Origin of the sequence: Kitasatospora sp. NPDC004745 (assembly GCF_042873275.1) — a bacterium.
Classification (GTDB): Bacteria; Actinomycetota; Actinomycetes; order Streptomycetales; family Streptomycetaceae; genus Kitasatospora.
Map to the genome: position 1 here is coordinate 30,293 of NZ_JBIALK010000039.1, position 19,216 is coordinate 49,508.

A 19,216-nucleotide genomic window follows, 5' to 3' on the forward strand; every position below is an offset into this window, starting at 1 on the left:
GCCGGCGGGCGGGCCGAAGTGGCCCAAGGATCCGCAGCCCGAATGCACCAGGGAAACGGGCCACCGGCTCCCTAGGCTGGCTGTCATGACGACCACCGACACCCCGTCCGACGCCTACGTCCCGGCTCCCGCCCCGCGCCTCTCCCTGCCGACCCTGGCCCCCGAGTTCTACCGGGCCATGGCCGCCGTGGACCGCACCTCCCGGCAGGGTCTGGACCCGGTGCTCGCCGAGCTGGTCAAGGTGCACGCCTCGATGCTCAACGGCTGCGCCTTCTGCATCGACATGCACTCCACCGACGCCGTGAAGAACGGCGAGCGCGACCACCGCCTGCTCTCCCTCCCGGCCTGGCGCGAGACCCCCTGGTTCACCGCCCGGGAGCGCGCCGCGCTGGCCCTCACTGAGTCGGTCACCATGCTGGTCCCGGGCCACGTGCCGGACGAGGTGTACGACGAGGCCGCCGCGCAGTTCGACGAGACCGAGCTGGCCCAGCTGATCGCGCTGATCGCCACCATCAACGCCTGGAACCGGATCGGCGTGGCCACCCGCCTCAGCCCGGCCGCGAAGTGAGGACCGCGCACGTGACCGCCGTGGACGCGAAGGACCGGCAGGAGAAGGCCCGGCTGCTCCGGGAACTGCACCGCCCCGGCGACCCGCTGGTGCTGGCCAACGCCTGGGACGCGGCGAGCGCCCGGCTGGTGGCCGCCGCCGGGGCCCGGGCGGTGGCGACGGCCAGTGCGGGCGTCTGCTGGTCGCTGGGCAGCCCGGACGGCGGCGGCGCCGACCGGGACGAGGTGCTGGCGCGGACCGCCCAGGTGGTCCGCGCGGTCGGCCTGCCGGTCACCGCCGACCTGGAGTCCGGCTACGCGGAGACGGCCGCCGGGGTCGGCCGGAGCGTCACCGCCCTGCTGGCGACCGGCGCGGTCGGGGTGAACCTGGAGGACGAGGAGCGCACCGCCGAGGACGCCGCCGAGCGGATCGCCGCCGCCCGGGCGGCCGCCGACGCGGCGGGCGTCCCGGCCTTCGTCAACGCGCGCACCGACGTCTTCCTGCGCGGCCTGGGCGCACCGGAGGGCCGGCTGGACGAGGCGGTGCGCCGGCTGCGGGCGTACGTCGCGGCGGGCGCGGACGGCGTCTTCGTGCCCGGCGTGGCCGACCGGGCCACCATCGCGGCCCTGGTCGCGGCGGTGCCCGCCCCGCTGAACGTGCTGGCCGGACCGGGCTCGCCGTCGGTCGCCGAACTGGCGGAGCTCGGCGTGGCCCGGATCAGCCTCGGCCCCGGTCTGTTCAAGGCGGCGTACGCGGCGGTCCGCCGGGCCGCCGAGGAGGTGTACGGGACGGGCACCTACGCCGCGCTCGACGGGGGCCTGACCTACCCGGAACTCAACGAGCTCTCCAGGGACCGCCCGTAGTACGGGGCCGGTCCGGCGGGATCCCGCCGGACCGGCCACGGCGGCACCCCGCGGGCGGCGGGCCGGCCGGGCGGACGGGGGCGCCCGGCTGGCCCGGCGGCGTCAGCCGATCTGCCCGCTGAGGCCCGGGTGGCTCATCTGGTTGGTGCCGACGGCCTCCACCTCCTGGGCGGTGTGCCCGACCACCGGCAGCTTGCCGGCGGCGTGGATGGCGAGGTCGGCCGGGGAGAGGTTGAGGCCGTCGGTGAGGCCCCCGGTGGCGTCCGGGGAGCTCGCGGTCTGGGTGGTGGCGGACGCCGCCGGTGCGGCGAGCGCGAGGCCCGCCATGGTGAGGGCGGCCAGGGTGGCGAGTTTCTTCATGCACTGCCGAACGACCCGGGCCGCCTCAGGTAACCGGACGGCTCAGACCGTCACCCTCAGGGTCCGCACGCTGTTGCTGACGAACGAGGTGATCGGCTCCGGCTCGGCGCCCTCGGCCAGGGCCAGCCCGGGGAACCGCCCGAACAGGTGCCGCAGCGCGGTCTCCGCCTCCAGCCGGGCCAACCCGGACCCGAGGCAGAAGTGCGGGCCGTGGCCGAGCGAGAGGTGGCGGTTGGGCTGCCGGGTGAGGTCGAAGCGGTCGGCGTCCGGGTGGTGCCCGGCGTCCCGGCCGGCCGCCGCGTAGGAGGCGAGCAGCGCCTCGCCGCGCCGGATCACCACGTCCCCGACCTCGATGTCCTCGGTCGCGTAGCGCAGCGGGAACTGGCCGACCGGCGAGTCGTAGCGCAGCGTCTCCTCGACCACCGCCGACCAGGGCTGCTCGCCGTCGAGCACCAGGCGCAGCTGGTCGGGGTGGGCGAGCAGGGCCCGGACGGCGTTGGTGATCAGGTTGAGCGTGGTCTCGTGCCCGGCGACCAGCATCAGCAGCAGGGTGCCGACCAGTTCGGCCTCGCTGAGCCGGTCCCCGCTCTCGCGGGCGGCTATCAGGTCGGTGGTCAGGTCGTCGCCGGGCTCGGCCCGCTTGGCCGCCACCACCGCGCCCAGCAGCGCGAACAGGCCCTGCTGCGCGGCGACCGCGGCCTCCGGGGTGGCCGAGCTGGAGACCAGGGTGTCGGACAGCTCGTGCAGCGCGTCCTGCTGCTCCAGCGCCAGGCCGAGCAGTTCGCCGATCACCTGCATCGGCAGCGGGTAGGCGAAGTGCTCGCGCAGGTCGAACGGGCCGTCCAGTTCGGCGACGGCGTCGAGCAGGGCGACGGTGCGGGCCTCGATCGCGGGTGCCAGGTCGGCGATCCGGCGCGGGGTGAAGGCCTGGCTGACCAGGCCGCGCAGCCGGCGGTGGTCCTCGCCGTCGGCGGTGACCATGCCGGGCACGGTGACGAAGTTGAGCAGCGGCCAGCCCGGCGGCAGCCGTCCCTCCCGGAAGGTCGTCCAGAGCTGGGCGTTCTTGCCCACCCGGGGGTCGGCGAGCAGCGCCTGCAGGGTGTCGTGGTGGGTTATCGCCCAGACCACCACCCCGCCAGGGAGCTCCACCAGGACCGCGGGGCCGGCCGCCCGGAGCCGGGCGTTCTCGGCGTGCTGGTCGCGTCCGAAGGGGTCGAGCCGGACGGGCTCGGCTCCGCGGCCGGGTGCGGTGGCGTCGACGGTGGTGTCCATGCGGGCCTCTCGGGGGCTGGCGGGCGGGGCGGGGTGAAGGCGCTGTAGAGCACCGGCAGGCCGAGCAGGGCCCGGGACCACGGGGACGGCCGCCAGGCCAGGTCGGCGGGCGGGACGGCGAGCTGGAGGTCCGGCAGGCGGTGCAGCAGCGTCTCGACGGTGGTCTCGACGATGATCCGGGCGGGGTGCTGGGCCGGGCAGACGTGCCGGCCGGCGCCCCAGGCGAGGTGCGCCCGGTTGCCGCCGAGCGAGCCCTGCGCGGCGGAGGCGAGGCCCTGGGCGGCCGGGTCGGCGTTGGCCGCGGCCAGGCCGAGCACCAGCATGTCGCCGGCGCTGATGTACTGGCCGCCGAGGACGGTGTCCCCGGTGGCCCAGCGGCCGGGGAAGTTCTGCGTCGGCGGGTCGCGCCAGAGCACCTCCTCCAGCGCGTCGGAGACGGTGAGCCGCCCGCCGGTGAGGGTGGCCCGGAAGCGGCGGTCGGTGAGCAGCAGCCGCAGCGTGTTGCCGGTCCAGTTGATGGAGGTCTCGTTGCCCGCGACCATCATCACCACCAGGTGGTGCACGGCCTCCTCGTCGGTCAGCGCGGCCGGGTGGGCGAGCAGCCAGGAGGTCAGGTCGGCGCTGGGGGCGCTGCGGCGGCGGCGGACCAGGTCGACCAGGATCGCCTGGAACTCGGCGCTGGCGCGCACCGACTCGGGGCCGCTGTCCACGAAGTGGCTGATCAGCTCGACCAGTCGGGGCCCGGCCTCGCGCGGCAGGCCGACCAGCTGGGTGAAGACCAGCAGCGGCAGCGGGCGGGCGTACTGGGAGATCAGGTCGGCGGTGCCGTCCGGGCCCCAGCTGTCGATGAGGTCGTTGGCGCAGGCCTCGGTGGTCTCGCGCAGCTTCCGGTGGTCGATCTGGGCGAGGGTGTCCGAGACCGCGGCGCGCAGCCGCTGGTGCTCGGCGCCGTCCAGGTTGAGCAGGGTGGGGCGCCAGGAGGTCATCGGCAGCAGCCGGGAGTCGGCGGCCAGCCGGCCCTCGGCGGGCACCCGCCAGCGGCGCGAGTCCTTGGAGAACAGCGCCTCGTTGCGGGTGAGTTCGAGCAGCTCGGGGTAGCCGAGGACGAGCCAGGCCTCGACCCCGGGCTCCAGCTCGATGGGGGCGACGGGGCCGTGGCGCCGGCGCAGCCGGTCGTAGAGGCCGTGCGGGTCCTCGGCGACGGCGGGGCCGTACAGCGGGGTCAGCGGGACGCCGGCGGGCAGGCCGCCGCCGTGCGCGACCGGGCAGCCGGGGGAGGCGGTGCCGGGATCGGGGGCGGTCATCCCTGCAGCTCCAGGATCGAGCTGCGGTGCAGGTGGTCGACGAAGTCGATCAGCAGGTCGTAGGACTGCCGCCGGTCGCGGGCGTCGCAGTACAGGATCGGGACGTCCGGCAGCAGGTCGAGCGCCGAGCGCAGCTCGTCCTCGGGGTAACTCGGGGTGTCCGGGAAGGTGTTGACCGCGACGGCGAAGGGGATGCGCTGCTCCTCGAGGCGGCCGAGCACGTCGAAGCTCTCGTCGGGGCGGCGCAGGTCGACCATCGCGACGGCGCCGAGCGCGCCGCGCGACAGGTCGTCCCAGAGCGGCCAGAACCGCTGCTGTCCGGGGGTGCCGAACAGGTACAGCGCGAGCCGCGGGTTGAGCGTGATCCGGCCGAAGTCCAGCGCGACCGTGGTGGTGGTCTTGCCGGCGCGCCCGGTGAGGTCGTCCACGCCGCTGCTGGCGGCGGTCATGGTCTCCTCGGTGCGCAGCGGGGTGATCTCGCTGAGCGAGCCGACCAGCGTGGTCTTGCCGACCCCGAACGGGCCGGTGACCAGGATCTTGACCGCGCCCTGGACGGAGGGCGGCAGGTACCGCGGCCCGCCGGACCGGCCGTCGGTGGAGCCGTGGGCCCCGGTCGTCCCGGGGGCGGCCCCGGCTTCAGCGGAGTTGGCGGAGGCCAACGAGCACCTCTTCCAGGAGGGTTGCGGGCAGGCGTTCGGCCTGCGGGACGGGCGGGAGCACCTGCACGGCGCCGAGGTCCCAGAGGTCGCCGACCAGGACCTTGACGACGCCGAGCGGCAGCCCCAGGTGGGCCGCCACCTCGGCGATGGACAGCAGGCTGTGGCAGAGCGCCAGGATGCGCCGGTGCTCCCGGTTGAGCAGTGCGTGCTCGGGGAGCTCCGGCGGGTCGGCTAACGCGCTGACCAGGCTCTCGACGGCCAGCTCGGCCCGGGTGGGCCGGCTGCGGCCGCCGGTGATGACGTAGGGCCGGACCGGCCCGCTCACCGGTGCCCCCCCGCCGCGTGGTCGACGCGCGGCGGGCTGGTGAGGTGGCTGCCGATCCGCTCGACCAGGACCTGCATCTGGTACGCGACCAGGCCGGCGTCCACGGCCTCGCCGGTCACCACGGCCAGGTGCGCCCCGGCACCGGCGGCGACGATGAACAGGTAGCCGCCGCCGTACTCGATGATGATCTGCCGGGTGGCGCTGGCCGGCCCGCCGAACCCGACGGCGACGCCGCGGGCCAGCGACTGCAGCCCGGAGCAGGCGGCGGCGAGCCGTTCGGCGTCCTCCCGCGCGATGTTCGTGCTGCGCCCGATCTCCAGGCCGTCGTTGGAGACGACGACGGCGTGCTGGACCTGCGGGACGTTGACGATGTCGGCGAGCAGCCAGCCGAGGTCAGGGGTGGTGGTCATGGAACTCTCCGGAGCGCTGGGGAAGTCGGGGGGAGGCGGGCAGGGAAGGGTCGGGCTGGGCCTGGGCGCGGGCGGCCGATCGGCCGCTGGCGGTGCCGGCCTGGAACATCGCCATGAACGCCTGCGCGTCCCGGGCCGAGCGGTGCGGCGGGGCGGGCGGGGGCGGGGGAGAGGCGTGCTGGGCGGGGCGGGCGGCGCGGTCGCGCCGGTGGCTCCGGCGGGGCAGCGGCGGCGGGGTGTCCGCGGCTGCGGGGGGTCGGCCGGCCGGCGGCGCCTCCACCAGGGGGTGGTCGGCGGGGTGGCCGGCCGGGCGGGGGTCGGCGGTGAACGCCCGGTCGTCCGGTCCGAGGCCGGGGACGGTGGGCGGCAGCGGTTCGGTGAGCAGGGCGTTCGGCAGCAGCACGACGACCCGGACGCCGCCGTACGGGGACGGCGCCGAGCTGAGGGTGACCCGGAAGCCGTACTGCTCGGCGAGGCGGCCGACGGCGGCCAGGCCCAGCTGCGGCACCTCGCCCAGCCGGGAGACCTCCAGGGTGCTGCCCCCGGCCAGGGCGTCGGCGGCCTTGGCGACGGCCTGCTCCGGCATGCCGACGCCGCCGTCGTCGATCTCGATGACGGCGCCGTTGTGCACCGGCATCAGGGTGACGAACACCTGGGTGCTGGGCGGGGAGTAGCGGGTGGCGTTGTCCAGCAGCTCGGCGACGGCGTGGATCAGGGCCTCGGCGGCGGCGCCGACGACGGCGGTCTCGATCCGGCTGCGGACGACCACCCGCTGGAACGGCAGGATCCGCGACTGGGCGCCGCGCACGACGTCCTCCAGGGAGACCGGTTCGGGCCAGTGGCGGCCGGCCCGGGCCCCGCACAGGACGGCCAGGGTCTGGGCGAGCCTGGCCTGTTGGGCCGCGGCGTGGTCCGCCTTGAGCAGGCCCTCCAGCAGTGCCGGGTCGTCGTGGGTGCGTTCCATCTCGTCGAGCAGGGCCTGCTGGTCGTGGGCCATGACGAGGATGCGGCGGGCCACGCTGAGGAAGGCCCGCTGGGTGGAGGCGGTGTGCTCCTGCTCCTGCTGGACGGCGGCCAGGTCGGCTCCGCGGCGGGAGAGTTCGGTGCCGAGCTCCTCCCGGAGCCGGGCGAGGTCGCGCCGCAGCCGGTCGGCGCGGCGGCGGTGGGTGACGGACACGGCGCGGTACCGCGCGGCGGCCACGAGGGCGAGGACGGCGAGCACGCCGGTTGCCGTTGCGCACCACTGAGTCATCGTCACGCGGCGAATTCTAGGGTGATGATCCTACGAAGGTGTGAACGGATCTCGCCAAGTGACCGGATCTCGTCAATATCCAGTCAATACGGCGTCAAACCGGCGTCGTTCGGACGCGATCGGGGCGCCCGGGGACGATCCGCCCCGCCCGGGTGCTCGTGGGGCCGGGCCCGGAGCGGGTCGCGAATGGCCGAGTCGCATCCAGTGATGTGGGGGGAACGTGTGCACGGTGTTACGGAAGGGGCGACGTCCGGTGCAGGAGCAGCAGGGCCACGTCGTCCGGCCGGGACCGCCGCTCGGTCACGTTCAGGGTCAGCAGGTCCGCCAGCCGTTCGAGCGCGGGCGCCGCGCCGATCCGGTCCGGGCCGGTCCGGCGGGCCCACAGCTCCAGCCCGCCGAGCATCCGCTGCACCGACTCGTCGTAGTCCTCCTCGCGGTCCTCGACCAGTCCGTCGGTGTACGCCAGCAGCGTCTCGCCGACCGCCAGCCGGCCGACCGTGAGCGGGTACGGCTGCCCCGGGTCCACGCCCAGCGGCGGCCCGCCCGGCACGTCCAGCTCGACGGCCCGGGCGTCCGCGACCCGGACCGGCGGCGGGTGCCCGGCCCGGGCGGCGGTCAGCGCCCCGTCGGCCGGGTCCAGGGTCAGGTAGAGGCAGGTCGCGAACAGGTCGGTGTCCAGCTCGGCCAGCAGCCGGCTGGTCCGGGCCAGCGTGGCGGCCGGGTCGTGCCCGTCCGTCGCGTACGCGCGCAGACCGCTGCGCAGCTGGCCCATCACCGCCGTCGCCTCGGCGTTGTGGCCCTGGACGTCGCCGATCACCAGCCCGATCCGGCCGTCCGGCAGCCGGAGCAGGTCGTACCAGTCGCCGCCGATCTGCATGCCCTCGGTGCTCGGCAGGTAGCGGGCGGCACTGGCGATCCCGGGCAGCCGGGGCAGCGTGCGCGGGAGCATCGCGCGCTGCAGCTCGGTGGCCCGGTGGTGGTGGGTGTCGTACAGCCGGGCCCGCTCCAGGGACTGCGCCAGGATCCCGGCGAAGGCCGAGTACAGGGTGCGGTCCTCCCGGCTGAAGGCGCGCTCGGTGGCGAAGGTGATCAGGCAGGAGCCCACCTGCCGCCCGGAGGCGATCAGCGGCAGCACCGCCCAGGCGGCCGGGGTCAGCGGGCCGCGCTGGCCGCGGGCCGTGCCGGGTTCGCTGAACAGCGGGGCGGAGCGGGTCAGGGCGTGCTGCATCACGCCCTCGGAGAGGTCCGCGAGCCGGGTCAGTTCGGTGCGGCGCGGGCCCCCGTACACGGTGTGCGAGACGGGCAGCAGCCGGCCCTCGTCCACCAGGTCCAGCACGATGCTGGCGGCGCCGAAGGCCGGTCGGGCGACGTCGGTGACGGTGGTGGTGACGTCCCGGACGGTCACCGCCCGGGACAGGGCGCGGGTGAGTGCCAGCAGCAGGGCGGTCCGGGCGGTGGCCGGGGCGTCGCGCCGGGCCGTGTCGGGCGCGGCGCCGGCGGGCGCGGCGCCGGCGGGCGCGGCGCCGGCGCGGGCGGTGGGCGAGCCGGGGCCGGCGGGAGCACCCGCGGGCTCCTCCGGGCGCTCCCGCCCGGGCCTGCGGCCGTGCTCGCGGTCGGCGAACAGCCCGGCGATCCGGACGGGGCGGCCGTGGACGTCCAGCATCACCTCGCCGGTCTCCTCGATGCTGGCCGCCCGGCCGCCCCCGCGCAGCACCCGGTACGCGATCCGGTACCGCCCGCCGGTGGCGAGCGCCTCGGCGACCGCCGCCTGGACGTCCGGCAGGTCCTCGGGGTGGACGATCCGGTCCAGTTCCGGGGCGGCGCCGTCCGGGGCGGCCGGCTGGCCGGTGATCCGGAACGCCTCGGCGTCCCAGTAGCTCTCCCCGGTGACGAGGTCGCGTTCGAAGGCGCCGTGCCCGGCGGCCCGGACGGCCAGCGACAGCATCGGGTGGGCCAGGCCGGCGGGCCGGCCGGAGTCCTCGGGGGCCGGCGCGGGGCCCTGCGGGCGCCGGGCGTCCGCGTGGTCGAGCAGGTGGGACAGCCGGTGGGCGCAGGCGTCGCCGATGGTCTCCAGGACGTCCAGGTCGCGGCGGGGGACGGTGCCCCGGTGGGCCAGCGCCAGGGCGAGCACGCCGACCGGCCGCTCGTCGACGATCATCGGCAGGGTGATCACGGCGACCATCCCGGTACCCATGCCGGCGTTCCGGTTCGGGTAGTCGACGCTGGTGTGCTCGGGGGTGAGCAGGTAGGGGCGGCGCAGCCGCAGCGCCATCGCGGCGGGGAGGTCGCCGGCCGGGTCGACGGTGCTGTACCGCTCGTGGGCCCAGTCCGGCAGGCCGTGCGAGGCCGTCAGCCGGAGCATTCCGGCCGGGTCCAGCAGGTAGAGCGCGGAACCCTCGCCGGTGATCCAGCCGGGGCCCTCGGCGAGGACGGTGCCGAGCAGCTCGGCGGCGGTGGTGCAGGAGAGCAGTAAGCGCACGCAGCGCATGGCGCTGCGGCCGCCCGGACTGCTGGGCTGCGTCCGGCTGTCGTCCTCGGACGGGGGGAGCCACGGCGAGGTCAGGTCCATCGGATACCCGGCCTTTCCGTTCCGAGGAGGGTGGTGGGTGCCCTTTGGGTGCCCGGAGGGGCACTTAATTCTTAATACCTTATTTCTCAAGTGGGTGCTGAAGCGGGTGAACGGCGCCCCCGCAGCCCCACCGGCGCCGGTGCTCCCGCCCTCCCCGCCGCGGGCCCGGGCCGGTCGGCGCCCCGGCGGCGGGCTCAGGCCGAGGGCCAGGAGCGCAGGCCGGTGGTGAGGGTGCTGATCAGCCGGTCGTGGGTGGTGGTGAGGTCCTCGGCGAGCTGGAAGGCGCCGGCGATGGAGAGCGAGGCGAAGCCGTGGGCGACGGAGCGGACGGTGCGCGCCGCGTGGATCACCTCCGGGCCGTCGAGGCCGTACTCCCGGAGGACGGCGATGATCACGCCCACCAGCCGGGCCGCCGCGCGGGAGAGGTCGTCGTCGGGCTGCGGGGCCTGGGGCAGCGCGGCGTAGCGGTGCGGGTGCTCGGCGGCGTACGCGTGGTAGGCGCGCAGGACGGCGGCGACGGCGTCGTCCCCGCTGCGGCCGACGGCGGCCTCGGCCAGCCGGTCCGCGAGCTCCTCGGTGACCCGGACGGCGAGCAGCCGGCGCAGCTCGGCGAGCCCGCCGCTGACGTGCTTGTAGAGCGAGGGGGTGGCGACCCCGGCCCGGGCCGCGACGGCGGCCAGGGTGAGGGCTTCGGGGCCCTGTTCGTCGATGAGGGCGAGGGCGTGGCCGACGACCTGGTCGGGGGTCAGTCCTACTCGGGGCATGGTGCGGTCTCTCCGTGGACGGGCGGACGGGCGGGCGGGCGGTGCGGACGACCGGGGCGGGCCCGGGCGCGGCGGGGCGGACCGGGCTCGGGCGAGCGGGCCCGCGGCCGGGGCCGGGCGTCAGGCGAGCTCGGCGAGGAAGGGCAGCAGGGCGCCGGCGGTGGCCTCCGGGGCGTCGGCCATCGGGTAGTGGCCGGATCCCTCGATCATGACCTTCCGGGCGCCGAGCGCCGCGGTCTGCCGGTCGGCGACGGCCTCCGGGTCGGGGAAGTCGGGGTCCTTGCCGCCCATGACGACGAGCGCGGGGCAGCGGACGGCGGCGGTCCAGCCGATCGGCGCGGAGTCGCCGGAGACGTGTCCGCGGGTGGCCGTCCGGCGGCCCGGGGTGCGCATGGCGGCGACGAGTCCGTCGACGTAGGCGTCGAAGTCGGCGGGCCTGGCACCGGGGAAGGCGAGCTTGCGGTGGTAGAAGCCCCAGAAGGCCGGCCAGTGGACGATCAGGGCGCCCATCGCGCGGACGACGCCGCGCATGAGGGCGTTGGCCGGGGGGTTCTCGACGAAGGCGTCGATCAGGGCGATCCCGGCGACCCGCTGCGGGGCGTCACCGGCGACCTTGACGACGGTCGCGCCGGTGTAGGAGTTGCCGACGAGCACGGCGCGTTCGATGCCGAGGTGGTTCAGCAGGGCCAGGACGTCGGTGGCGATGGCGGCGGGGGAGTAGTCGTCCCAGACGATCGAGGACTCGCCGAAGCCGCGCAGGTCCATGGTGATGACGCGGTGGCCGGCGGCGGTCAGCAGCGGGTGCAGGTGCCGGTAGGCGGCGCGGGTGTCGAGCATCCCGGGGAGCAGGACGACGGGGGCGCCGTCGCCCTGCCGGGTGTCGTCGTAGGCGAGGCGCCCGCCGGGGACGTCGAGGTACTGGGTGCTGGTGGCGCTGGTGGCGTTCATGGTGGGCCTCCTGGGACCGCCGCTGCGGGTCGTCGGCGTCTGCCGATAGCCATAAAGCTAAGGCTAATAGCCTTAGCCGTCAAGCCCTCGGCGCCGTCCGCCCCGGGGTCGCCCGGTGCCCGCTCAGACCCCGTCGACCTTGAACGGGTCGTGCTCGCTGAGCAGCTTCTCCAGCCGGGCCTGGTCCACCCGGGTGACGATCTCGTTGGTCTCCTGCCGGTCCCGGACCACCTTGGCGAGCGTGAAGGACGAGGTGACGGTGTAGAGGAGCCCGATCGCCAGGAAGGCGCGGGTCCAGCCGCCGACCGGCAGGTAGGCGATCCCGACGGCGAGGGCTCCGCCGGACAGCGCGAAGGAGAGCACGGCCTGGATGTAGTACGCGGCCGTGGTGCGGGACTGCATCGGTGCGTTCATGGCGTCAGGATGCGGCGGGGTGATCGGTCCGCACATGAGTAGGCGTACTCAGATGGGGGGTCGTTCGCTGACGTTCGATCACGTCGAGCGGCTCAATGCCGGTCAACGGGGACAAAACCCGCCATCACCTACCAGAGCGCCCTGGTCATCTCCGGTCGTCCCGGGCGGACGGCTTGGAATCGGGGCGCCCTAGGATTAACGTTTGATAACGCAGCGCGGTCGTCAACGCCGTACCCAGACGGCACCGTGCGCCGTCGCCTAATCCCGCCGGCCGGCCTCCGGGCAGGCCAGGGAGCCGGGGAACCACGTTCCTTGGGGTGAATCGGCGGGGCCCAGGCCCGGCCGTAGGAGACCTTCCTGCTCCGAACCCGTCAGCTAACCCGGTAGGCGCGAAGGAAGGAAAGGAGCGCGCCTCCGTGGCGTCGACGCACACCCCGGCACACCCGGCCGGCCCCGCAGCCGGTACCCGGCTCCTCGACCACCCCGGCATGGTCGACCTGGAGCACCCCGCCCCGGAAGCCGACGCCAACCGGCACCGGATGCCGCGTCAGACCCGCGGAGCCTCCCCGCTGCTCGGCGTCACCGCCGTCGCGGCCACCCTGGGCGCCACCGGCTTCGCCTCCGCCACCCCGGCCGCCGCGCCCGCCGTCGAGGCCCCCGACGAGACCCCGGTCGCCCTCTCCGCCGACCCCGGGCTCGCGCTCGCCGCCCGGATCCAGCAGCAGGCCGACAGCCAGCGCACCGCCGCCGAGGAGGGCGCCCGCGTCCAGGCCGCCAAGGAGGCCGAGGCCAAGGCCGCCGCCAAGGAGGCCGAGGCCAAGCGGGCCGCCGAGGAGGCCGAGCGGGCCAAGGCCGCCGCCCTCACCCTGCCGGTGAAGGACTACAACCTCTCCGCCCACTACGGCCAGAGCGCCCGCTACTGGGCCCACCTGCACACCGGTCTGGACTTCGCCGCCGACACCGGGACCCCGGTCTTCGCGGTCGGCCAGGGCACCATCACCTCGGCCGGCTGGTCCGGTTCGTACGGCTACCGGATCGTCGAGACCCTGCCCGACGGCACCGAGATCTGGTACTGCCACCTCTCCTCGATCATCAAGGGCTCCGGCAAGGTCACCTCCGGCCAGCAGATCGGCAAGGTCGGCGCCACCGGCAACGTCACCGGCCCCCACCTGCACCTGGAGGTCCGCCCCGGCGGCGGCGCCCCGGTCGACCCGGAGACCTGGCTGGAGCAGCGCGGCCTCACCCCCTGAGCCGGCGCCCCCGCCGGCACCCACCGGCACCCACCGGCCCCCGCCGGCCCCCGCCGACCGCGGCGGGCCGCGGCGGACCCGAACGGACCGGAGCCCCGGCCGCACGCGTGCGGCCGGGGCTCCGGCACGTCGCCCCGCGGGCGGCTACTCCTGCGGCAGCCCCGCCAGGTAGGCGTCGATCTCCTCCTGCCCCGGCTCCGGTGCGAGGTCCGGGAACTCCTCCAGCAGCAGCCGCGCCAGCCCCGGGACGGTCCACTCGCCGCACAGGTCGAGCGCGGCCTGCGCCGCAGCCTCCTCGAACTCCCCGAAGCCCCCGGACAGTTCGTCCGGCATCGGCCGGCCCGCGGCGGTCAGCTCCGCCAGGTTGCGGTAGCTGCGCCGCATCAGCCCCTGCTCCAGCAGCCGGCGCGCGCCGTCCGTCGCCATGCCGACCGAAAGCACCCGGGCCGGCCCCCAGCCCTGCTCGTCCAGCTCGTCCAGCCAGCCGGTCGGGACCAGCGCGGCGATCGCCGCCAGCCGCTCCTCCTCCGCCAGCTCCCGGAAGCCGTCCAGCCAGGCCCGCACCGCCGCCGGGTCCGCGACGTCCACCTCGTACGCGTGCAGCAGCAGCGCGTACAGCCGGGGCCAGGTCACCAGGTCGGCCCGGCGCAGCAGCCCGGCCGCGACCTCGCCCTGCCACTCGGCCTCGGCGTGCAGCCGCTCCTGCCGCTTGGCGTTCAGCCGCCGGGCCGCCCGCTGGTGGTCCACCAGCAGCTCGACCGAGGCGCCGTACGCCAGCGGGTCCGTCTCCGGCCCGGGCTGGACGTAGAGGTGGAGACGCTCGTAGAGCAGGTGCTCCACCGCGTTCGAGGTCAGCTCGGGCCAGCCGTCGTGCATCCTGCCCCCGCCCAGCTCCAGCAGGGCCAGGACGGCTCGCAGCGGCCCCTCGGCCACCGGGGCGCGGCCCTCCGCCGCCGCCCAGGCGAGCAGGTCGGCGGCCCTGGTGCGCGGGGCGAGCCGCAGGTCTTCGTCGTTCATAGCCCGAACGGTAACCGCTGGCCGGGGGTAGGGTCGCCAGCCATGGTCCCCGTACGACTCACCGGCTCCCGACTGGCCATCCGCGAGTACCACCACACCCCCGGGGACGTGGACGCGCTGCACGCGCTGTTCGGCGACCCGGAGGTCACCCGGTACCTCCCGTTCGACCCCTGGGACCGCGAGACCTGCGCCGACCAGATCGAGCTCTACCTGGAGGAGGCGCTCGCGCGGGAACGGCGGACGTACCAGCTCGCCGTCACCCGGCGCGAGGACGCCGAGGACCCGGCGGACGCCACCCCGATCGCCCACGCCTCCCTGACCCTCGGCACCGGCCGCTGCGCCGAGCTCGGCTACGCGGTCGGCCGCGGGGCCCGCGGACGCGGTCACGCGGGCGAGATCGTCGGCCTGCTCTGCGGGCTGGCCTTCGGCGTCCTCGGCCTGCGCCGCCTCACCGCCCGGGTCGACGTGGACAACCGGGCCTCCGCCGCGGTGCTCACCCGGCTCGGGTTCCGGGCGCAGGGGCCGGTTCGGCACGACCCGCCCGGGGCCGGCGTCCGGTCCGGCGCGCACCGGTACGCGCTGACCACCGGGGAGTGGGCCGGCCCGGCCGGGTGACCCGCCCGGTTGAGCGCGCTCCCGGACCGGGGGTTAACCCCACCCCCGATCCGCCGGGTCCCCGGATCGTTCCGCACCGCCCGCTCGACCAGACTGGCCGGGTCAGCAACCGAGAACGAGGGACCGAGGCCGGGACATGAGCAGCAGCCGAAGCATGCAGGAGCGCGACTGGGACGTCCTCGGCGGTTACGGCGACGACCCGTACCGCACCCCCGCCCGCTCCAGCCGGCCCGGGTCGGTGCCGTCCTTCTGGCGGGCGCCGTTCGCCGGGCAGTACTACCGCGAGATCGGCTACGCGCTCACCGGCCTGCCGGTGGCCGTCGTCGGCTTCTCCCTCGTGATCACCCTGTTCTGCCTGGGGCTCGGCACCTTCGTCACCGTCCTCGGCCTGCCCGTGCTGGCCGGCCTGACCACCGCCGCCCGGGGCCTGGGCCGGACGGAGCGGGCCCGCGCCCGCGGCATGCTGGGCCTGGACGTCCCCGAGCCGGAGCCGGTGCGCCAGGTCCGTCCGGGCACCTGGGGCGCGATCACCGCGCGGCTGGCCGACCCGGCCGGCTGGAAGGCCGCGCTCCACCAGGTGGTGATGTTCCCGTGGGCGGTCTTCAGCTTCACCATGACGACGACGTTCCTGCTGCTCGGCTGGGCGATGGCGCTCTACCCGGCGTACCACTGGGTGTTCCCGACCTTCACCGACTGGCGCGGCTACCGGCTCTTCGACTTCTCCGACAGCGACCACGTCCGGCACGTCTACTACGTCGAGGGGGCCTGGCAGATCGCCGCCTTCTCGCTGGCCGGCGTGCTGCTCGTCCTGCTCACCGCGCAGCTGGTCCGCGGCCTGACCGCCGTGAACCGGTCCGCCGTCCGGAGCCTGCTCGCCGGCTGACCCCGCCCGGCCGCCGACGTCTCCCCGGCCCCGACCCCCGGCTGCTGACCCCCGCCCGCCGACACCGGCCCGTCGACACCGGCCCCGCCCCCGCCCGGAGACCCCCGGATGCGGGCGGGGCCGCCGCGTGTTCCGATGGCCGGGTGGCCGCCGTACGCACCCCCGCCGACCGGGGCACCGGGGCCGGGCCCGCCGCCCGGCCGGCCGCCGAGGCCCCGGTCGCGGTGGACGACGCCGTCCTCGTCACCTCCCGGCCACTGGACGAGTACTGCGCCCTGTTCGACCTCACCCGGTCCCAACTCGCCGCCCTTCCCGGCCCGTTGCTGGACTGCCCCGGCGGTGCGGCCGGGCTGGCCGCCGAAGCGCGCGAACTGGGCTGCCGGGTGATCGCCGCCGACCCGGCCTACGTGCTCCCCGCCCCCGAGGTCGCCGCCCACGCGCTGGCCGCCCGGGCCTCGATGGCCGCGGCGATGGCCGCCCGCCCCCACCTGTACCCGGCGCCGCACCCCTACCGCTCCGAGCGCTACCTGCGCAGCTGGGACCGCGCCCGCCGGCTCTTCACCGCCGACGCGGCCGCGCACCCGCAGCGCTACGTGGCCGCCGCACTGCCCCGGCTGCCCTTCGCCGACGGCTCCTTCGCCCTCACCCTGAGCGCCTACCTGCTCTTCGCCTACCCCGAACGGTTCGGCATCGAAGGGCAGGTGGCCGCACTGGCCGAACTCGTCCGGGTCACCTCCCCGGACGGCGAGGTCCGGGTCCAGCCGCTGCACGACGGCCACGGCCGCCGCTGCGGCCACCTCGACCCGCTGCGCCACGCGCTCGGCGAGCGCTGCATCGCCAGCGAGATCCGCCGCTTCCCCCGCGCCGAGGACGGCCGGACCCGCCGCCTCCTGGTGCTGCGGGCCGCCGACCACCGCCGCCGGGCCGCCCGGGACGGGTCCTAGGGAGCGCCGGTCGAGCCCGGATCCGGCGCCGCGGCCGGACCGGGCACCGGCACCGGTCCGGGCGCCGCGGCCGGATCCGGGAACGGACCGGGAACACCGGCCGGATCCGGGGACGGCACCGCCGGGGCGCCGCCCGACTGGGCCGGGACGAAGGCCGCCGGCCCGAGCCGGGACAGTATCTTCTCGGCCAGCCAGCTGCGGTCCGACCCGTACGGGATCCCGTCCGGCAGCATCAGCTGCCCGGCCACCGCGTCCCGCAGCCGCTGCGCCTCGGGGCCGGGCAGCCGGGAGAGCAGGCCGCGGGCGGCCAGCAGCGCGTGGTACTGCTCGAAGCCCGAGCGCGGGCGCTCGATCGCGTCCAGCACGCTCGGCAGGTGGGCGAGCGACGGGTCGCCCTGCATCAGCGCGAGGGCCTGGATCCGCCGGCCCTCGGACCCGTCCGCGTAGAGGTCCCGCACCTGGTCGGAGGTGAGCGCGGAGCGGCGCGCGGTCGAGCGGACCTCGGCCACCACGCCGTCCGGCCCGGCCGAGGGGGAGGCGGCGGGCGGCAGCTGTCCGGCCAGCGCGGCCGGCTGTTCCGCGCTGCCGCCCAGCAGCCCAAGCTGCTGCATCGCGCGGACCCGCAGGTCGTCGGCGCCCACCTTGTCGCCCTTGCGGTCGCGGTCCTGCCCGGCGAGGAAGAGGTCGAGGGCCTGGTCGGCGTCGGTCAGTACCTGCGGCAGCGCGAGCCGGGTGACCAGCCAGCCGGCCAGGAAGCCGAAGACCAGGAAGTACAGCACCAGCGCCGCGGCGAAGGGGGCGGCGCCCTCGCCCCCGCCGAGCGCCGGCGAGAGCGCGGCGCCGAGCTGGTGCAGCCGTTCGCCGAGCGAGCCGAGCTGGGTCAGCCCGACGCCCAGCAGGACCTTGGTCAGCCAGTCGGACACCTGCTCCAGGTTGGTGTTCGGCGCGTACGAGCCCTGCGGCTCGCCGGTGCCGCCGCCGCGCACCCGCGGCACCCCGAACAGGAAGCCCAGCGCACCGCCGAGCACCGCGGAGGCCCCGGTCACCACCAGGCCGCCGCCGAGGGCCTGCCAGCCGTGCTCCCGCCCGAGCGAGAACAGCAGCAGTCCGAGCAGGCCCGTCCCGGCCAGCACCCCGGTGGCGGCCCACCGGGCCGTCCGCAGGGCCGCCGTGCCGCCCCGCTGCCGCGCCTTCGTCATCGCCGCCCACCCCCTGTGTCCGCGCCGCTCCGCTCCGGAACCCCGCGCCGACTCTAGCGCCGCGGCCCCACCCCGGGAACGACCCGGGGGAGGCCCGGGTACGACGCGGGCGGGCGCGGATCCGCGGGGGTGACATCGGGGGGGGGGGGTGGTGCGAACGCCTCCGGACAGCAGACAGCCCGCGGGCTGCTCCTCCGCGCCGGCCCGTGCACTGGCCGGGCGCCGAGGCACCGGGGATGTTCCGGTGAGCCCGCGGGCCGGGTGACTGCTGTGGATTTCGCCTGCCGGAGGCCTCGGGCCTCTCCCTGCGCAGGCAGGGGCGGCTCTAGCGAGCAGCCACCTCACGCATCCTGAAGGAACTCAACTCAGGATCACCTCCTTTCAGTGTGCCGCCACGATAGGCAGCCCACCGCGGGGAGGGCAACGGATTATTCGCGGCCACCGTTGGTCCGCGGCCACCGTCCGGGCGTCCGCCGGGCGGTGGCCGCGCCCGGTCAGGCGGACTTGATCTGGTTCTCGAACTTGGAGAAGTCGATGGTGTTGTCGGCCGGCGGGGCCTGGACGGTGATCGGCTTGTCGAAGTCGCTGAAGTCGACGCTGCCGTTGCCGTCCTTGGCGCCGGTGTGCTCGATCCGGACGGGGTACGGCTTGCCCTCGGTGGCGACGTGGATGGTGGACACCTCGCCCTTGGTGTCGGTGACCTTGAGGCTGAAGGTCTTCACGCCGTTGACGGTGCCGGCGGAGCCCTTCTCGGCCTTGCCGTCCGAGCCGTCGTCCTCGACGATCTTCTTGCTGAACTCGGCGAGGTTGCAGACGGAGGCGAGCGACTGCATCTTCGGGTCGGTGGCCGGACCGGTCAGGTAGCGGCCCTTGAACAGCTCCGCGGCCTGGGCGCCGTTCGGGCCGCCGAGGTTGGTCCAGAACGCCTTGTCGGGCTTGACGTAGGTGGTCTTGCCGTCGCTGATGATCTCGAACTGGCCCTTGTCCCCGGCGGACATAGTGCCGTTGCACTGGCCCTTGGTGTCCACGGCCAGGTTGAACTCGGTCTTGCCGTCCTCGTCGACGATCGAGCCGGCGATCTTGAGGGAGGTGGCGCCGGCGAGGGCGTCCTTGGCCTGCTTCTCGATGTCCTGCGCGCTCAGCTTGTCGGTGTCGAGCTTCTGCGGGGCCGCCGCGGCGCCCGCGCCGGTCTTGGCGTCGCCCTTGGTGTCGCCCTTGTTGTCGCCGCATGCGGCGGTGCCCGCCGCCAGGAGCAGGCAGATCGCGGCGGTGCTGGCCAGGCGCTTCGACAGCATGAGGTGCTTCCTAATCCGGGCGCGGCCCGGCCGCCCCCAACTGGATGAATTTTTCCTCAGTATGGTCGAGGCCACGGACAGCAGATCTTGGAACGGGCCCCCGTTACAGCTTCGTGGCAGGACCGTGGCCTCGCTTTGCCCGGGGAACGCGAAAGGCCCGGAGGACGGATCCTCCGGGCCTTTCGTGCTACTGAGTAGCGGGGACAGGATTTGAACCTGCGACCTCTGGGTTATGAGCCCAGCGAGCTACCGAGCTGCTCCACCCCGCGTCGGTGAACACAACAATACGGGGAAGTCGCCGCGATGGGAAATCGCTTCTCCGGCGC

At 75.4% G+C, this 19,216-nt stretch carries 19 protein-coding genes, 1 tRNA gene and 1 riboswitch; of the genes, 6 read left to right on the forward strand and 14 right to left on the reverse strand.

Annotated elements, in window-relative coordinates:
• Positions 1-85 precede the first annotated feature (85 nt).
• Both ACFYUY_RS37260 and ACFYUY_RS37265 read left to right on the forward strand, forming a co-directional pair.
• Positions 86-568, forward strand: coding sequence for a carboxymuconolactone decarboxylase family protein (locus tag ACFYUY_RS37260; protein WP_360218525.1), 483 nt, complete (start codon positions 86-88; stop codon positions 566-568).
• Positions 565-1,410: an isocitrate lyase/phosphoenolpyruvate mutase family protein gene (locus ACFYUY_RS37265; RefSeq protein WP_387907537.1), complete on the forward strand. Its 846-nt coding sequence runs from the start codon at positions 565-567 to the stop codon at positions 1,408-1,410. The genes ACFYUY_RS37260 and ACFYUY_RS37265 overlap by 4 nt, the downstream gene beginning before the upstream one ends.
• A 102-nt stretch (positions 1,411-1,512) precedes the next feature.
• Here ACFYUY_RS37265 and ACFYUY_RS37270 read toward each other — a convergent pair whose 3' ends face one another.
• The 10 genes from ACFYUY_RS37270 to ACFYUY_RS37315 all read right to left on the reverse strand — a co-directional run bounded on the left by ACFYUY_RS37270 (position 1,513) and on the right by ACFYUY_RS37315 (position 11,687).
• Positions 1,513-1,770, reverse strand: a complete 258-nt coding sequence (locus ACFYUY_RS37270) for a hypothetical protein (RefSeq protein WP_360218528.1) — start codon at positions 1,768-1,770, stop codon at positions 1,513-1,515.
• 42 nt (positions 1,771-1,812) lie between these two features.
• Positions 1,813-3,042, reverse strand: coding sequence for a cytochrome P450 (locus ACFYUY_RS37275; protein ID WP_387907540.1), 1,230 nt, complete (start codon positions 3,040-3,042; stop codon positions 1,813-1,815).
• A 1,300-nt stretch (positions 3,043-4,342) separates the two neighbouring features.
• On the reverse strand, positions 4,343-5,005 hold the full coding sequence (locus ACFYUY_RS37280; protein WP_387907543.1) for an ATP/GTP-binding protein: 663 nt from the start codon (positions 5,003-5,005) through the stop codon (positions 4,343-4,345).
• Positions 4,983-5,330 carry a DUF742 domain-containing protein gene (locus tag ACFYUY_RS37285; protein WP_360218534.1) on the reverse strand — a complete coding sequence of 116 codons (348 nt, stop codon included), beginning with the start codon at positions 5,328-5,330 and terminating at the stop codon, positions 4,983-4,985. Before ACFYUY_RS37285 ends, ACFYUY_RS37280 begins: the two co-directional genes overlap by 23 nt.
• Positions 5,327-5,740: a roadblock/LC7 domain-containing protein gene (locus ACFYUY_RS37290; RefSeq protein WP_360218537.1), complete on the reverse strand. Its 414-nt coding sequence runs from the start codon at positions 5,738-5,740 to the stop codon at positions 5,327-5,329. The genes ACFYUY_RS37285 and ACFYUY_RS37290 overlap by 4 nt, the downstream gene beginning before the upstream one ends.
• Positions 5,724-6,992, reverse strand: coding sequence for a sensor histidine kinase (locus ACFYUY_RS37295; protein WP_360218611.1), 1,269 nt, complete (start codon positions 6,990-6,992; stop codon positions 5,724-5,726). The genes ACFYUY_RS37290 and ACFYUY_RS37295 overlap by 17 nt, the downstream gene beginning before the upstream one ends.
• 232 nt (positions 6,993-7,224) lie before the next feature.
• Positions 7,225-9,561, reverse strand: a complete 2,337-nt coding sequence (locus ACFYUY_RS37300) for a SpoIIE family protein phosphatase (protein ID WP_387907547.1) — start codon at positions 9,559-9,561, stop codon at positions 7,225-7,227.
• Between the two features lie 194 nt (positions 9,562-9,755).
• On the reverse strand, positions 9,756-10,325 hold the full coding sequence (locus ACFYUY_RS37305; RefSeq protein WP_387907548.1) for a TetR/AcrR family transcriptional regulator: 570 nt from the start codon (positions 10,323-10,325) through the stop codon (positions 9,756-9,758).
• 120 nt (positions 10,326-10,445) lie between these two features.
• Positions 10,446-11,273 carry an alpha/beta fold hydrolase gene (locus tag ACFYUY_RS37310; protein WP_387907550.1) on the reverse strand — a complete coding sequence of 276 codons (828 nt, stop codon included), beginning with the start codon at positions 11,271-11,273 and terminating at the stop codon, positions 10,446-10,448.
• Between the two features lie 123 nt (positions 11,274-11,396).
• On the reverse strand, positions 11,397-11,687 hold the full coding sequence (locus ACFYUY_RS37315; RefSeq protein ID WP_360218549.1) for a YiaA/YiaB family inner membrane protein: 291 nt from the start codon (positions 11,685-11,687) through the stop codon (positions 11,397-11,399).
• 245 nt (positions 11,688-11,932) lie between these two features.
• Positions 11,933-12,091, forward strand: a riboswitch (cyclic di-AMP (ydaO/yuaA leader).
• 12 nt (positions 12,092-12,103) lie between these two features.
• Between ACFYUY_RS37315 and ACFYUY_RS37320 the strand changes: the two genes are divergently transcribed.
• The gene (locus ACFYUY_RS37320) at positions 12,104-12,937 is read left to right on the forward strand and encodes a M23 family metallopeptidase (RefSeq protein WP_387907553.1); all 834 of its coding nucleotides are present in this window, start codon (positions 12,104-12,106) and stop codon (positions 12,935-12,937) included.
• Positions 12,938-13,081: 144 nt separating this feature from the next.
• Here the strand turns inward: ACFYUY_RS37320 and ACFYUY_RS37325 are convergent, their stop codons facing one another.
• Positions 13,082-13,954 (reverse strand): hypothetical protein, encoded by an 873-nt coding sequence (locus ACFYUY_RS37325; protein WP_387907556.1) that lies wholly within the window; start codon positions 13,952-13,954, stop codon positions 13,082-13,084.
• Between the two features lie 42 nt (positions 13,955-13,996).
• Between ACFYUY_RS37325 and ACFYUY_RS37330 the strand changes: the two genes are divergently transcribed.
• From ACFYUY_RS37330 to ACFYUY_RS37340, 3 genes are all read left to right on the forward strand, one after another.
• Positions 13,997-14,569 (forward strand): GNAT family N-acetyltransferase, encoded by a 573-nt coding sequence (locus ACFYUY_RS37330; protein ID WP_387907559.1) that lies wholly within the window; start codon positions 13,997-13,999, stop codon positions 14,567-14,569.
• A 136-nt stretch (positions 14,570-14,705) separates the two neighbouring features.
• On the forward strand, positions 14,706-15,452 hold the full coding sequence (locus tag ACFYUY_RS37335) for a sensor domain-containing protein (RefSeq protein ID WP_387907562.1): 747 nt from the start codon (positions 14,706-14,708) through the stop codon (positions 15,450-15,452).
• A gap of 143 nt (positions 15,453-15,595) precedes the next feature.
• Positions 15,596-16,396 carry a class I SAM-dependent methyltransferase gene (locus ACFYUY_RS37340; protein WP_387907565.1) on the forward strand — a complete coding sequence of 267 codons (801 nt, stop codon included), beginning with the start codon at positions 15,596-15,598 and terminating at the stop codon, positions 16,394-16,396.
• Here ACFYUY_RS37340 and ACFYUY_RS37345 read toward each other — a convergent pair.
• The 3 genes from ACFYUY_RS37345 to ACFYUY_RS37355 all read right to left on the reverse strand — a co-directional run bounded on the left by ACFYUY_RS37345 (position 16,393) and on the right by ACFYUY_RS37355 (position 19,159).
• Positions 16,393-17,595 (reverse strand): hypothetical protein, encoded by a 1,203-nt coding sequence (locus ACFYUY_RS37345; RefSeq protein ID WP_387907568.1) that lies wholly within the window; start codon positions 17,593-17,595, stop codon positions 16,393-16,395. The two genes, ACFYUY_RS37340 and ACFYUY_RS37345, sit on opposite strands and share 4 nt — an antisense overlap.
• Before the next feature lie 494 nt (positions 17,596-18,089).
• On the reverse strand, positions 18,090-18,890 hold the full coding sequence (locus ACFYUY_RS37350) for a hypothetical protein (protein ID WP_360218570.1): 801 nt from the start codon (positions 18,888-18,890) through the stop codon (positions 18,090-18,092).
• A gap of 195 nt (positions 18,891-19,085) precedes the next feature.
• A tRNA-Met gene (locus ACFYUY_RS37355) sits at positions 19,086-19,159 on the reverse strand.
• Positions 19,160-19,216 lie beyond the last annotated feature (57 nt).

Excerpts from the sequence above, each read along its gene's own strand:
- ACFYUY_RS37260 (WP_360218525.1), top strand. The coding sequence starts at position 86 with ATGACGACCACCGACACCCCGTCCGACGCCTACGTCCCGGCTCCCGCC.
- ACFYUY_RS37270 (WP_360218528.1), bottom strand. The coding sequence starts at position 1,770 with ATGAAGAAACTCGCCACCCTGGCCGCCCTCACCATGGCGGGCCTCGCG.
- ACFYUY_RS37275 (WP_387907540.1), bottom strand. The coding sequence starts at position 3,042 with ATGGACACCACCGTCGACGCCACCGCACCCGGCCGCGGAGCCGAGCCC.
- ACFYUY_RS37290 (WP_360218537.1), bottom strand. The coding sequence starts at position 5,740 with ATGACCACCACCCCTGACCTCGGCTGGCTGCTCGCCGACATCGTCAAC.
- ACFYUY_RS37295 (WP_360218611.1), bottom strand. The coding sequence starts at position 6,992 with ATGACTCAGTGGTGCGCAACGGCAACCGGCGTGCTCGCCGTCCTCGCC.
- ACFYUY_RS37300 (WP_387907547.1), bottom strand. The coding sequence starts at position 9,561 with ATGGACCTGACCTCGCCGTGGCTCCCCCCGTCCGAGGACGACAGCCGG.
- ACFYUY_RS37305 (WP_387907548.1), bottom strand. The coding sequence starts at position 10,325 with ATGCCCCGAGTAGGACTGACCCCCGACCAGGTCGTCGGCCACGCCCTC.
- ACFYUY_RS37310 (WP_387907550.1), bottom strand. The coding sequence starts at position 11,273 with ATGAACGCCACCAGCGCCACCAGCACCCAGTACCTCGACGTCCCCGGC.
- ACFYUY_RS37315 (WP_360218549.1), bottom strand. The coding sequence starts at position 11,687 with ATGAACGCACCGATGCAGTCCCGCACCACGGCCGCGTACTACATCCAG.
- ACFYUY_RS37325 (WP_387907556.1), bottom strand. The coding sequence starts at position 13,954 with ATGAACGACGAAGACCTGCGGCTCGCCCCGCGCACCAGGGCCGCCGAC.
- ACFYUY_RS37330 (WP_387907559.1), top strand. The coding sequence starts at position 13,997 with ATGGTCCCCGTACGACTCACCGGCTCCCGACTGGCCATCCGCGAGTAC.
- ACFYUY_RS37335 (WP_387907562.1), top strand. The coding sequence starts at position 14,706 with ATGAGCAGCAGCCGAAGCATGCAGGAGCGCGACTGGGACGTCCTCGGC.
- ACFYUY_RS37345 (WP_387907568.1), bottom strand. The coding sequence starts at position 17,595 with ATGACGAAGGCGCGGCAGCGGGGCGGCACGGCGGCCCTGCGGACGGCC.
- ACFYUY_RS37350 (WP_360218570.1), bottom strand. The coding sequence starts at position 18,890 with ATGCTGTCGAAGCGCCTGGCCAGCACCGCCGCGATCTGCCTGCTCCTG.